Source organism: Phenylobacterium sp. LjRoot219, assembly GCF_964252995.1.
In the GTDB taxonomy this organism is placed as follows: domain Bacteria; phylum Pseudomonadota; class Alphaproteobacteria; order Caulobacterales; family Caulobacteraceae; genus Phenylobacterium.
In genome coordinates this window covers 3,089,729-3,104,262 of the sequence record NZ_CAXUQI020000001.1, presented here as the reverse complement: position 1 = coordinate 3,104,262, position 14,534 = coordinate 3,089,729, and the positions used below count along the sequence as shown (strand labels likewise).

Annotated in this window: 4 protein-coding genes; 1 reads left to right on the top strand and 3 read right to left on the bottom strand. The window is 69.1% G+C overall.

The features are described from left to right. Positions 1 to 34: 34 nt before the first annotated feature. The 3 genes from ACSQ14_RS15160 to ACSQ14_RS15150 form a co-directional block, all read right to left on the bottom strand. Positions 35 to 5,749, bottom strand: a complete 5,715-nt coding sequence (locus ACSQ14_RS15160; RefSeq protein ID WP_436014198.1) for a DUF4082 domain-containing protein — start codon at positions 5,747 to 5,749, stop codon at positions 35 to 37. Positions 5,750 to 6,013: 264 nt separating this feature from the next. Beyond that, complete coding sequence (locus ACSQ14_RS15155; protein WP_436014196.1) at positions 6,014 to 10,867, bottom strand: N,N-dimethylformamidase beta subunit family domain-containing protein; 4,854 nt, start codon at positions 10,865 to 10,867, stop codon at positions 6,014 to 6,016. A gap of 299 nt (positions 10,868 to 11,166) precedes the next feature. Continuing rightward, entirely contained in the window at positions 11,167 to 12,225 is a 1,059-nt protein-coding gene (locus ACSQ14_RS15150) for a FemAB family XrtA/PEP-CTERM system-associated protein (protein WP_436014194.1), read from the bottom strand. A 477-nt stretch (positions 12,226 to 12,702) separates the two neighbouring features. Here ACSQ14_RS15150 and ACSQ14_RS15145 point away from each other — a divergent pair, with 477 nt between their 5' ends. After that, positions 12,703 to 14,514, top strand: a complete 1,812-nt coding sequence (locus tag ACSQ14_RS15145) for a hydantoinase B/oxoprolinase family protein (RefSeq protein ID WP_436014192.1) — start codon at positions 12,703 to 12,705, stop codon at positions 14,512 to 14,514. Positions 14,515 to 14,534: the final 20 nt, after the last annotated feature.

The window sequence follows — 14,534 nt, the reverse complement described above, 5'->3', positions numbered from 1 at the left end:
GCGTTCGCGCCGCCCGGCATTTTTTTGCCTCAGCTCAGAGGATGAAGTCCCCGGAGGTCAGCGTGACCACCGAGTTGATCCGCACGACCATCTCCGCCGCGCCGCCGCCGCCGTCGTCGAACTGCACGTCGGTGACGCCGCCGCCGGCCACGTAGCGGATCGACGGGGTCCCGCCGCCGCTGAACGCGCTCGTGCCGCGGAAGACGAACGTGCCGGGCAGGGCCGAGACGTCGATGCGGTCGCCGCCCGACACGCCGGCGCCGTCGAAGCCCATGATCAGGTCCGGCAGGGTGGTGCTGGACTCGCTGAAGGCCAGCCAGCGGAAGATGTCGGCCCCGCCGCCGCCGCTCAGCGAATCCGTCCCGGCGCCGCCGATCAGGGTGTCGATGCCCGCCCCGCCGACCAGGGAGTCGGCGCCGGCCCCGCCGTTCAGCAGATCGAGCCAGTCGCCGCCGTTGGCCGTGTCCGCGCCCTCGCCGCCGTTGAGTTGGTCGGTCCCGGCCAAGCCGAAGATGCTGTCGTCGCCGGCGCCGCCGGTCAGGGTGTCCGCGCCGTCGGCGCCGCTCAGCGTCTCGCCGTTCTCCGGTCGGAAGGAGGTGGCCAGTGAGCTGAACGCCTGCGGCGGGTTGGCGGCGCCGCCCGACGGGGTGAACAGCACGTCGACCCAGTAGTTCGACGCCAGATAGGTCTGGTTGGGGAACTGGGTCGCGGCGCCGTAGATGTAGACGCCGTTGCCGCCGCTCGCCGCACTCGACGGCGCGGTCAGCTGGCCGGTCGCCTCGGTGACCGACGAACCGAAGTAGTTGTTCGTCGACAGGTAGTTGTTCGCCGACTTGTAGGAGACGATGTAGGTCGTCCCGGGGGTCAGGTTGACCGGGGTGGCCAGGTTGGCGACCTGCCAGCCGGACTGGCCGGCGGTCGAGGTGAAGGTCGCGGTGCCGAGCAGCTGGCCGGTCGACGACCACAGATGCCCTTCGCGCGTGTCGGTGTCGTTGGCGTCGCCCGCGGCGCGGAAGTAGCGCAGCGCGGTGATGGTCCCCGCCGAGGCGGCGCTGAACTTCATGCCGACTTCGACGGCCGTGTTGTCGTTGAACAGCGTCCCGGTGGCGGTGGTCGCGCCGAACAGGCTGACGCCGGTCGGCGGCGGCGTGGTGCCGTCGTCGTTGGTGATCACGCCGGTGGCGGTGGCGGTCCCCATCGTCGCGCCGCTGGGATTGGCGAGGGTCAGGGTGAAGCCCTCGTTCTGCTCGGTCGTGGTGTCGCCGACGACGCTCAGAGTGATGAGTTTGCTGGTCTCGCCGGCGGCGAAGCTGACGGTCCCGGACGGCAGCAGCCCGCCCTGGAAGTCGGCGGCGTTGGCCGGGTTGGCGCTGGAGCCGGTGACCGCCCAGCTGACGCTGGACGCGCCCGTGGTGCTGCCGGTGCGGGTGACCGTGTAGTCGAAGGTGGTGACGCCGGTGTTGCCTTCCGCATGGCTGACACTCGGCGTGGTAAGGCCGATCTGCGCTCCGGCGGGCGGCGTGCCGCCCGGATCGAACACCACGTCCACCCAGTAGTTCGACGCCAGATAGGTCTGGTTGGGGAAGACCGCGCCCGCGCCGTAGGCGTAGACGCCGTTGCCGCCGCTCGCCCCGCTGGACGGCCCGGTCAGCACGCCGAACGGCTCGGTGACGGTGGAGCCGAAGTAGTTGGTCTGGGCGGTGTAGTTGTCGGCCGACTTGTAGGAGACGATGTAGGTGGTCCCGGCGGTCAGGTTGACCGGCGTGGTCAGGTTGGCGACCTGCCAGCCGGACTGGCCGGCGGTCGAGCTGAAGCTGGCGGTTCCCAGCAGCTGACCGGTCGACGACCACAGATGCCCTGCGCGGACGTCGGTGTCGCCGGCGTCGCCGGCGCCGCGCCAGTAGCGCAAGGCGGTGACCGCCCCGGCCGTCGTGGCGCTGAACTTCATGCCGAGTTCGACCGCCTGGCCGTCGTTGCCGAGAATCCCGGTCGCCGAAGTCGTGCCGAACAGGCTGACGCCGGTCGGCGGCGGCGTCGCGCCGTCGTCGTTGGTGATCACGCCGGTGGCGGTGGCGGTCCCCAGCGTCGCGCCGCTGGGATTGGCGAGGGTCAGGGTGAAGCCCTCGTTCTGCTCGGTGGTGGTGTCGCCGACGACGCTGAGGGTGATGACCTTGCTGGTCTCGCCGGCGGCGAAATTGACGGTTCCGGACGGCAGCAGCCCGCCCTGGAAGTCCGCCGCGTTGGCCGGGTTGGCGCTCGAGCCGGTGACCGCCCAGCTGACGCTGGAGGCGCCCGTGGTGCTGCCGGTGCGGGTCACCGTGTAGTCGAAGGTGGTGACGCCGCTGTCGCCTTCCGCACGGCTGACGCTGGGCGTCGAGAGGTCGATCTGCGGGCTGGCCGGCGGCGCGCCGCCGGGCGCGAACACCACGTCCACCCAGTAGTTCGAGGCGGCGTAGGTCTGGTTCGGGAAGACCGCCCCCGCGCCATAGGCGTAGACGCCGTTGCCGCCGCTGGCGCCGGTCGACGGCGCGCTCAGCACGCCGGAGGACTCGGTGACGGTGGAGCCGAAGTAGTTGGTCGAGACGTGGAAGTTGTCCGCCGTCTTGTAGGAGACGATGTAGGTGGTCCCGGCGGTCAGGTTGACCGGGGTGGTCAGGTTGGCGACCTGCCAGCCGAACTGGCCGTTGGGCGAGGTGAAGGTCGCCGTCCCGAGCAGTTGGCCGGTCGAAGACCAGAGGTGGCCTTCGCGCACGTCGGTGTCGTTGGCGTCGCCGGAGGCGCGCCAGTAGCGCAAGGCGGTGACTGCGCCGGCCGTCGAAGCGCTGAACTTCATCCCCAGCTCGACCGCCTGGCCGTCGCTGGCCATGATCCCGGGCGCCGCGGCGGCGCCGAACAGGCTGACGCTGGTCGGCGGCGGCGTGCCGTCGTCATTGGTGATCACGCCGGTGGCGGTGGCGGTCCCCAGCGTCGCGCCCGTGGGATTGGCGAGGGTCAGGGTGAAGCCCTCATTCTGCTCGGTCGTGGTGTCGCCGACGACGCTGAGGGTGATCACCTTGCTGGTCTCGCCGGCCGCGAAGGTGACGGTCCCGGAGGGCAGCAGCCCGCCCTGGAAGTCGGCGGCGTTGGCCGGGTTGGCGCCCGAGCCGGTCACCGCCCAGTTGACGCTGGAGGTCCCGGTGGAGCCGCCGGTGCGGGTGACCGTGTAGTCGAAGGTGGTGACCCCGCTGTTGCCTTCCGCATGGCTCACGCTCGGCGTCGAGAGGCCGAGCTGCGGGCCGGCCGGCGGGCCGCCCGGATCGAACACCACATCCACCCAGTAGTTCGACGCCAGCCAGGTCTGGTCGGGGAAGACGCCGCCGCCGTAGGCGTAGACGCCATTGCCGCCGCTGGCGCCGGTCGACGGCGCGGTCAGCACGCCGAACGGCTCGGTGACGGTGGAGGTGAAGTAGTTGTTCGAGGCGGTGTAGTTGTTCGCCGTGGCGTAGGAGACGATGTAGGTGGTCCCGGCGGTCAGGTTGACCGGCGTGGCCAGGTTGGCGACCTGCCAGCCGGACTGGCCGGCGGTCGAGGTGAAGGTCGCGGTGCCCAGCAGCTGACCGGTCGACGACCACAGATGTCCGGCGCGGACGTCGGTGTCGGCGGCGTCCCCGGCGCCGCGCCAGTAGCGCAGCACGGTGACCGCGCCGGCCGTCGTGGCGCTGAACTTCATGCCGATTTCGACCGTCTGGCCTTCGCTGGCCAGGGTCCCGATCGGCGTGGTGTTGCCGAACAGGCTGAGGGTGTCTGGCATCACCGGCGCGGTGACGGTGACCACGTCGGAGGCGAGCTGGCTGTTCGGCCGGATGTTCAGGCTGTCGTCGATCGCCCGGACCCGGATCGTGTAGGTCCCCTGGGCGGTCGGCGTCCAACTGTAGGTCCAGTTGGCCGTGCCCTGCGCGACCCGCCAGGTCTGGCCGTTGTCGGTCGAGACCTCGACGACGGCGACGCGGCCGTCGGCGTTCGACGGGTTGTTGTCGATGTCGGCGGCGGTGCCGCTGATCGTCACGGTCGACAGCGCGGTGACCGTGTCCGGCACATTGTTCAGCGTGGCGGTCGCGCCGATCAGGTCGTTCGAGGCGCTCGCCCGGACGAGGTTCTGCGACTGCAGGATGGCGTCGGCGACCTGCGGCTGGATGCCCATGTCGGCGAACATGTTGAGGGTGAACTGCTGCAGCGCGCGGTTCTCGATGTTCGCGCCGTAGGGGCCGGAGTCGTGCATGTCGCTGAGGCCCCAGCTCCAGAACACCGTCCCGGCGCCGAACACCAGCGCGCCACTGTCGTCGCGGTAGAGCGACAGGCTGTGGGTCGCGGTGCCGGGCTCGGTGCGGTTGCCCTGGTCGACCAGGATCGCGCTCCAGGGGATGGTGGTCTCGGACAGCTTGATCAGGCCGGCGGGCCGGTTGGCGTCGTCGGGCGAGGTGTCCCACTCATAGCCGAGGATGCCCGCCCCGATGTTCTGCACGCCGCCGGCGCCGACGCCGGTGTCGCGCCAGACCCGGAGGCCGGCGTAGCTCGAGGGAATGTCGAGCGCCCCGCCGAACTCGCCGGTGCCGTCGGGACCGAACAGCTGGCCGGTGAGCGAGTTCTCAGCCCGGGCGCCTTGGGCGTCCGGGTTGCCGACGAAGCGGACGTCGCGCCAGGTGCCGGTCCACTCGGTGGACGGGTCGACGTTCGGATAGTCCTCCGGTCCGGCGTCGAGCGAATAGTTGAACTTGGTCTCCTTGTAGGAGATCAGCGTCCGGAAAGACTGGCCGTTGACGATGCTCTCTTCCCAGCGGGTCTTCCAATAGACCTCGTTGCCGCTCCAGAAGAGCAGGTTGACGCCGGAATCGCGGGCGGCCTCGACATTGGCGCGCTGGTCGCCGGACCAGTACTCGTCGTGGCCGACGGAGATGAAGGCCTTGTACTTCTCGAGGTAGTCCGGGCCCATGCGGTCGGTGTCGACGCCGGACATGTACGAGATGTCGTAGCCGTTCTTCTCGAGGAAATAGAGCGCGGCGTAGTCGGCGCCGAACAGGTAGTCCTGCGGCCCGGCGTAGGTGCCGCCGCCGTCGCGGACGGTGAACGGCCGGTTGTAGCTGACGCCGAAGGCGCGGTCGTAGCTGCAGGCGCACCCGACGCAGTTGCCGTTGCACTCCTCCATGACGTCCGGGGCGATGCCGTCAGGCTGGTCGAAGCCGCCGTAGAGGCTGCCGCCGATCTGTCCGTTGCGCCCGGCCCAGCCGTTGTAGGCGTGCCAGGTGGTGTCGGAGGTCTGCAGCACGATGTCGGCCGTCCGCTGGTCGTCGCGGACGATGAACGGGATCTGGTTGGTCGCGCCGTTGTCGGTGCGCACCAGCTTGGCGAGGTAGACGCCGGAGACCGCGTCGGCCGGCGTCTGCCAGCTGGCGCTGACCGCCCAGTTGCCGGCGTCGACGACGCCGCGGGCGTCGGTGATCGGGTCCGGCTGCGCCTGGCCGGTCAGGTTGTTGATCGTGGTGACCAGCGTCGCGCCGTCGCCGCCGTAGTAGCCCAGCCGATAGATCTCGATGCGGTAGGGCGCCGTCGCGTTCTGCGCGACGTTCAGGTTGATCTTGAACGAGACCGAGGCGCCGTTGTCGACGCTGAAGTCGGTGGCGAACCCCTCGATCTGGTTGCTGGCTGGGGCGTCCCACACGCTCTTCGGCGTGCCGGGCTTCTGGTTCTCTAAGAGGATCGTATTGCTGGCCACGCTCGCCTCTCCCTGCGTGCGCTGCGCCGCGGGGTCCGGGAGACGCCGCTGTCGGTGCGGTCGAAGCGCGACTGCAGCGACGCTGGCCTATCTGTGCCGTGACCACTTTATCATGGGGTCTCGCCCTAGGCGTGTGCTTGCGCACGTAAGCGTGACTTCATAAGCGAATGTTACAACCGGGCGTAGTGCTTTGCCCAGGCGTGGGCGCAGGGAAGCGCTGTGTCCCATGAGGCATAAGCTGCGCCGGCCGCAGGCGACCTCGGCTCAGAGGAGGAAGTCCCCGGAGTTGAGCGTGACCGCGGTGTTGAGCCGCACGATCATCTCCGCCGCGCCGCCATTGCCGCTGTCGAACTGCACGTCGGTGACGCCGCCGCCGGCCACGTAGCGGATCGAGGCTGCCCCGCCGCCGCTAAATGCGCCCGTGCCGTTGAAGACGAAGGTCCCGGCCGACAGCGCCGCGACGTCGATGACGTCGCCGCCCGTGGCCCCGGCCCCCTCGAAGCTCATGATCACGTCCGGTGCGGTCGTGCTGGACTCGCTGAAGGCCAGCCAGCGGAAGATGTCGGCCCCGCCGCCGCCGTTCAGCGAATCCGTCCCGGCGCCGCCGATCAGGGTGTCCGGGCCGCCGGTGCCGGTCAGGGAGTCATTGCCGGTCCCGCCGTTCATCAGGTCCGCGCCGTCGCCGCCGTTGAGCGTGTCGGCGCCGTCGCCGCCGTTCAGCTGGTCGGTCCCGGCCAGGCCGGAGATGCTGTCGTTTCCGGTTCCGCCGGTCAGGGTGTTGGCGCTGTTGGTGCCGGTCAGCGTCTGCCCGCCGGCAGGGCTGACGCCGTTGATGGTGACGGTGCTGGTCGCCGAGGCGGTCAGCGCGCCGTCGGAGACGGTGTAGGTGAAGCTGTCGGTCGCGGTCTGGCCGGTGTTCAGGGCGTTGAAGGCGCCGTTCGGGTCGTAGCTGAAGGTCCCCGAGGCGTTCAGCGTCAGCCGTGCGCCGGAGGCCAGCAGCACCGAGGTCCCGACGCTGGCGGCGACGCCGTTCACCGCCGTCACGGTCAGCGCCGTGCCGTTCGGATCGCTGTCGTTGGTGACCACATTGCCGTTCAGCACTGTCGCCTCGCCGGTGGCGAAGCTGTCGTTGTTGGCGACCGGCGGCTGGTTCCCAGGGGGCTCGGCGACGTCGGTGACGGTGATCGTCAGGGCCTGCTGCACCGCCGCGGCGATGCCGTCGGAGGCGGAGACGGTGACGTTATAGACGTTGTTGGTCCCGGAATCCGTCGGCGCCTCGAAGTCCGGCGCGGTGACGAAGCGCAACTCGCCGGTGGTGGCGTTGAGGGTGAACCGCGCCTGGTCGACGCCGCCGGCGAGCGCATAGGTCACCGGGTTGCCGTTCGGATCGCTCGCCGCGACCGTGCCGACCAGGGCGTTGTTCTCCGGCCGCGAGAAGGTGGCCGGCGAGGTGAAGGCCGGCGGTTGGTTCGCAGGGGGTTCGGCGACGTCGGTGACGGTGATGGTCAGGGCCTGCTGCACCGCAGGCGCGATGCCGTCGGAGGCGCTGACGGTGACGTTGTAGACGTTGTTGGTCCCGGAATCCGTCGGCGCCTCGAAGTTTGGCGCGGTGAGGAAGCGCAGCTCGCCGGTGGCGGCGTTGATCGTGAACCGCGCCTGGTCGACGCCGCCGGCGAGCGCATAGGTCACCGGGTTGTTGTTCGGATCGTTGGCCGCGACCGTGCCGACCAGGGTGTCGTTCTCCGGCCGCGAGAAGGTGGCCGGCGAGGTGAAGGCCGGCGGCTGGTTGGCGCCGCCGCCCGATGGGGTGAACAGCACGTCGACCCAGTAGTTCGACGCCAGGTAGGTCTGATTGGGGAACTGGGTCGCCGCGCCGTAGATGTAGACCCCGTTGCCGCCACTGGCCGCGCTCGACGGCGCGGTCAGCTGGCCGGTCGCCTCGGTGACCGACGAACCGAAGTAGTTGTTCGTCGACAGGTAGTTGTTCGCCGACTTGTAGGAGACGATGTAGGTCGTCCCGGCGGTCAGATTGACCGGGGTGGCCAGGTTGGCGACCTGCCAGCCGGACTGGCCGGCGGTCGAGGTGAAGGTCGCTGTGCCGAGCAGTTGGCCGGTCGACGACCACAGATGCCCTTCGCGCGTATCGGTGTCGTTGGCGTCGCCCGCGGCGCGGAAGTAGCGCAGCGCGGTGATGGTCCCCGCCGAGGCGGCGCTGAACTTCATGCCGATTTCGACGGCGGTGTTGTCGTTGAACAGCGTCCCGGTGGCGGTGGTCGCGCCGAACAGGCTGACGCCGGTCGGCGGCGGCGTGGTGCCGTCGTCGTTGGTGATCACGCCGGTGGCGGTGGCGGTCCCCAGCGTCGCCCCGCTGGGATTGGCGAGGGTGAGGGTGAAGCCCTCGTTCTGCTCGGTCGTGGTGTCGCCGACGACGCTGAGGGTGATCACCTTACTGGTCTCGCCGGCGGCGAAATTGACGGTTCCGGACGGCAGCAGCCCGCCCTGGAAGTCGGCGGCGTTGGCCGGGTTGGCGCTGGAGCCGGTGACCGCCCAGCTGACGCTGGACGCGCCCGTGGTGCTGCCGGTGCGCGTCACCGTGTAGTCGAAGGTGGTGACGCCGGTGTTGCCTTCCGCATGGCTGACGCTGGGCGTGGTAAGGCCGATCTGCGCTCCGGCGGGCGGCGTGCCGCCCGGATCGAACACCACGTCCACCCAGTAGTTCGACGCCAGATAGGTCTGGTTGGGGAAGACCGCGCCCGCGCCATAGGCGTAGACGCCGTTGCCGCCGCTGGCCCCGCTGGACGGCGCGGTCAGCACGCCGAACGGCTCGGTGACGGTGGAGCCGAAGTAGTTGGTCTGGGCGGTGTAGTTGTCGGCCGACTTGTAGGAGACGATGTAGGTCGTCCCGGCGGTCAGGTTGACCGGCGTGGTCAGGTTGGCGACCTGCCAGCCGGACTGGCCGGCGGTCGAGCTGAAGCTGGCGGTTCCCAGCAGCTGACCGGTCGACGACCACAGATGCCCTGCGCGGACGTCGGTGTCGCCGGCGTCGCCGGCGCCGCGCCAGTAGCGCAAGGCGGTGACCGCCCCGGCCGTCGTGGCGCTGAACTTCATGCCGAGCTCGACCGCCTGGCCGTCGTTGCCGAGGATCCCGGTCGCCGAGGTCGTGCCGAACAGGCTCACGGTGTCCGGGGTCTGCGCCCCGCCGACGGTGACCACGTCCGAGGCCAGCTGACTGTTGGGGAGGACGTTCAGGCTGTCGTCGATCGCCCGGACCCGGACCGTGTAGGTCCCCTGGACGGTGGGGGTCCAGTTGTAGCTCCAGTTGGCCGTGCCCTGCGCGACGCGCCAGGTCTGGCCGTTGTCGGTCGAAACCTCGACGACGGCGACGCGGCCGTCGGCGTTCGACGGGTTGTTGTCGATGTCGGCGGCGGTGCCGCTGATCGTCACCGTCGACAGCGCGCCGACCGTGTCGGGCAGATTGTTCAGCGTCGCGGTCGCGCCGATGTGGTCGTTGGTGGCGCTCGCCCGCACCAGCCCCTGCGACGCCAGGATCGCGTCGGCGACCTGCGGCTGGATGCCCATGTCGGCGAACATGTTGATCGTGAACTGCTGCAGCGCCCGCGTCTCGATGTTCGCCCCGTAGGGCGAGTTGTCGTGCTGGTTGCTGAGGCCCCAGCTCCAGAACACCGTGCCGGCGCCGAACACCAGCGCGCCGCTGTCGTCGCGATAGAGCGACAGGTTGTGCGTCGCGGTGCCCGGCTCGGTGCGGTTGCCCTGGTCGACCAGGATCTCGCTCCACGGGATGGTGGTCTCGGAGAGCTTGATCAGGCTGGGCGGACGGCTGGCGTCCTCCGGCACGACGTCCCACTCGTAGCCGATGATGCCGGGGGCGAGGTTCTGCGCGCCATTCGCGCCGACGCCGGTGTCGCGCCAGACCCGCAAGCCGGCGAAGGCCGCCGGGATGTCGAGCGCGCCGCCGAACTCGCCGGTGCCGTCCGGTCCGAACAGCTGGCCGGTCAGCGAGTTCTCCGGCCGCGCGCCGACCGCGTTCGGATTGCCGACGAAGCGGGTGTCGCGCCAGGTGCCGGTCCATTGGGTGGACGGATCGACGTTGGGATAGTCCGACGGCCCGGCGTCGAGCGAATAGTTGAACTTGGTTTCCTTGTAGCTCACCAGGGTGCGGAACGGCGTCCCGTCGACGATGCTGCTTTCCCAGCGGGTCTTCCAATAGACCTCGTTACCGCTCCAGAAGAGCAGGTTGACGCCGGAGTCGCGCGCGGCCTCGACGTTGGCCCGTTGGCCCCCGGACCAGTACTCGTCGTGGCCGACGGAGATGTAGGCCAGGTGGTCGGTCAGGGCGCCGACGCCCAGGCGGTCGGTGTCGATGCCCGAGATGTAGGAGACGTCGTAGCCGTTCTTCTCGAGGAAATAGATCGCCGCATAGTCGGCGCCGAACAGATAGTCCTGGGCGCCGGCGTAGGTGCCGCCGCCGTCGCGGACGATGAAGGGCCGATTGTAACTGACGGCGAAGGCCCGATCCTGGTCGAACGGCGACTGGTCGGGGGCGATGTTGGCCGGTTGGTCGAAACCGCCGTAGAGGCTGCCCCCGACCTGACCGTTGCGGCCGGCCCAGCCGTTGTAGGCCTGCCAGGTGGTGTCGGAGGTCTGCAAGACGATGTCGCTGGTGCTGCCGTCGTCGCGGACGATGAACGGGATTTGGTTGGTCGCGCCGTTGTCGTTGCGCACCAGCTTCGCCAGGTAGACGCCCGAGACGGCGTCGGCCGGCGTCTGCCAGCTGGCGCTGACCGTCCAGTTGCCGGCGTCGACGAGACCGCGGGAGTCGGTGATCGGATTCGGCTGCGCGCGGCCGGTCAGGTTGTTGAGCGTGGTGACCAGCGTCGCGCCGTCGCCGCCGTAGTAGCCCAGCCGATAGATCTCGATGTGGTAGGGCGCGGTCGCGCTGCTGCCGACGTTGAGATTAATCTTGAACGAGACGGAGCTGCCGTTGTCGACGCTGAACTGGGTCGCGAAGCCCTCGATCTGATTGCTGGCGGGGGCGTCCCAGATGCTCTTCGGCGTGCCGGGCTTCTGATTTTCCAGGAGGATGGTGTTGCTGGCCACGCGCGCTCTCCCTGCGTGCGCTGCGCCGCGGGGTCTTGGTGACGCCGCTGTGGGTGCGGTCGAAGCGCGACAGGGGGACGCTGGGCGATCCGTGCCGTGATCTCTCTATCATGAGGTCTCGCGCGGGGCGTGCATCCTTGCACTTAAGCGTTACTTCATAGGCGAGCGACCCAACCTGTGGGTGATCCCGACCAAGCGTGGGTTGTGAGCCGCGCATGTGTCCCGTGAGGCATAAGCGGCGCAGCGCTTGCGGCCCTCGGTGCGGACAGTTGGCGGAGTTCTGAGCCTACCGGCGGCGCTCAGTACCAGGGGAGGTGACGCGCGAGCAGCGGTCCCACCCGGTTGGCCACGGGCAGCGGCAGCCGCCGCCAGCTCTGCGACGCGAGTTGCATCCAGGGCCCGTCCGGCGCGGCGTGGCCGTCGTCGGCGCACGGCCACTGCAGCCAGGGCAGCGGAACTTCATCGCCGCCCCACTGCAGCTTGAAACGGTGGCTGTTCGATCCGGGCGTGCAGCGCCCGAAGTTGAAGCGGCGCGCGCCCCGTTCGATGACCTGCGCCATCAGCGTCCAGTAGAGCAGCATGTTCGGCGAAAGGGAGTTGTACTCCCGAAGGGTGGCGGCCCAGGTGATCTCGAACTCGTCGCGCCAGAGAAAGCCGCAGGCTCCGCCGACAGGTTTTCCCTGGTGGTAAACCACCTCGAAGATGACGTGCTGGGGGAAGGTCTCGGCGATCATCTCAAAGAAGCGGCGCGGGAGCACCGGGGTCCCGAGGTCGCGCATGCTGCGGGCGAAGACCAGGTAGAAGGCGTCGATCTGGTCCGCGCCGAAGCGCGTTTTTATCTCCGCCTTCAACGGGCGCCGGATCTGGCTGCGCAGCTTTGCGCGGAAGCCCTCCCGCCATAGCTCCTCTGCGCTCGTCGGCAGGGCGAGGTGCACGGTGATTTTCCGCGAGACGGCCGGGAGGGGGAGGGGGATCGGCTTGCGCGACCGCAGTTCGAGCAGCTTCACCCCGTAATCTTCGGCGAGTTCGATCGCGTGGCGGGCGAGCGCCGCCCGCGCGGCCTCGCGGCCCAGCGGGCCGCCGTCGTTCAGATAAGGGACGGAGATAAGGTGTTGCCCGGTGAGCCGGCTCCGGACCCGGACCAGCGGGAGCACGCCCTGCCACGCCCCCGCCTCGTCATGCGCGACCAGGTAGAAGAATTCGTGGCCGAACACCTCCTGCATGATCCGTCCCCAGCCGGAGAGGTGGCAGAAGGTGCTTTCCTCAGTCGCGGCGACGAAGTCGTCCCAGGCGGCTGCGGGCGCGGCCAGCCGCGAGACCCTTGGCGTACTCGGCGTTTTAAGCGCGGACTCGAACATTCGCTTGTCCCCATCGAGAGAGGGGCGGCGTCATAAGGTTGGCGCCAGCTCTCAGAGGTCGACAGTCACTCGGCGGTGATTGTGTGTAATCCTGGGTTGTGCCTCTCGTCTGAGGCGGGCTGGGAAAACTTCTGAACACCTGAAAATTTCCCCGATTAAACCTCAGGACTTTGTCATTCGAGCGACTTTTGATTCTCTGCGTGCGGAAATCTTCGCGAAGGATCGGGATCTCGGACGCAACGGTCTCGGGGTGTTCTTAGCGAGCTCATAGGGAGCTGGGCGCCTGGCGTTCGGCTCGCGCGCAAGGTCGTCGGTCGCCGCGCCGGGCCGTCAACTCCCCACGCGGACTTGCGTTCGCCAAGTGTCGATGACGGCGCACCTTCTGTCGGGCGCCTGCAGCCGCGCGGCCTATGATCTGGCTCGGCCAATGCGCGTCAGCACGCGCGTCCCCCAGGTATGGCCACGAGGACCTTCGCCATGTCGTTCGAGCTGAACCGGAAACTCGCCGCCAAGCGCGGACCGCTGCCGACCTCGGCCAACATCGACCCGGTCACCGCCAGCATCATCCGCGGGGCGATGGAGACCGTCTGTTTCGAATCCGCGACCCACCTGGGGCGGGCGGCGTCGTCGCCGATCATCAACTCGTCGAACGAGCGCAACGCCAGCGTCATCGACGCGCACGGCCGGCTGGCCGCGGTGGCGATCGGCACGCCGCACCTGACCTTCGTCTCGCAGCTTCCGGTCCGCTACGGCCTGTCGATGTACGACGAGTTCGACTGGGGCCCGGGCGACGTCTTCGTCGGCAACGACCCGGACTACGGCGGCGGCCACCTGCCGGACTACCTGGTCTATGCGCCGGTCTATGACGACGCCGGCGAGCTGATCCTTGTGCAGGTGCTGCAGGCCCACCAGGGCGACACCGGCGGCAAGGATCCGGGCGGCTTCACGCTGGAGGCCACCGACATCTTCACCGAGGGCCTGGCGATCCCCTGCCTGAAGCTGATCCACCGCGGCGCGAAGCGGATGGACAGCATCAAGCTGCTGGAGCGCAACAACCGCTTCGCCACCTTCGCCGGCGACCTGGCGGCGATGATCACCGGCGTCCAGCTCGGCGTGCGGATGCTGCAGGACATCATCCGCAAGTGGGGCGCGGACAAGGTCAAGGCGGCGGTCAACTACAACATCGACCAGACCGAGCGCCGCTTCCGCGAGGAGATCGGCCGCTGGCCGGACGGCACCTACGAGGCCGACGTCTTCATTGACCACGACACCCAGGGCACCAAGGACGTGAAGGTCCACGTGGCCTGCACCGTGAAAGGCGAGCAGCTCACCGTCGACCTCACCGGCACCGACGACCGGCCGAACCTGGTCGGGGTCTGGAACACCTTCGGCAACAGCCGCAGCTACATCATGACCCAGGTGGCGGCCTCGATCGATCCGTCGGTCATCAAGAACGAGGGGCTGTTCAACGGCGTCGAGATGATCATCCCGGAAGGGACCATCGCCCAGCCGCCGCCGAACAAGCCGGCGGCGCTCGGCTCCTTCCACCCGGCCTGCGAGATCACCGAGGCGGTCTGCGTGGCGCTGTCGCAGGTGGTGCCGGAGCGCTCCTCGCCGCAGGTCTACAAGATGGGCATGCCCAACGCGGTGATCGGCTTCGACGAGAAGGGCCGGATGTGGATGGACCAGGGGGTCGACTCGCGCACCCACGACGTCTCAGCGGTGCCCGGCATCGACGGCTGGGGCGCCTCGCCGGTGTCGCTCGGCAACCTGTTGCTGTCGCAGGCCGAGGACCTGGAGAGCCGCTTCCCGACCCTCAATCTCAGCCGGGAGATGGTCACCGACTCCGAAGGCGCCGGCCGCTGGCGCGGCCAGCCTGGCAGCCTGGCGGTGAAGCAGGTGCTGAAGCCGGTGATGGCGATGACCTGGATGGTCACCTCGCGCCACCCGCTGCGCGGCATGTGCGGCGGCGACGACGCCAGCCCCTACTCCAACCGCTTCCTGGTCGGCACGCCGGAGGAGCATCTGATCGAGCTGTCCGAGACCGCCCAACTGCCGGAGGGCGCGGTCATGGCCTACCAGTACGGCGGCGGCGCGGGCTTCGAGCCGGCGATCCTGCGCGACCCGGAGGCCGTGAAGGAGGACGTGCTCGACGAGATCGTCAGCGTCCAGCGGGCGCGGGACAGGTACGGCGTCGTCCTGCGGGGGACGCTCGAAGACTACGACCTCGAGGTCGACGTCGAGGCGACGGAAGCGCTGCGGGCGCAGCTGCGCGCCAAGGCCGCGTAAGTCGGGCCGGCTAAGTAAAG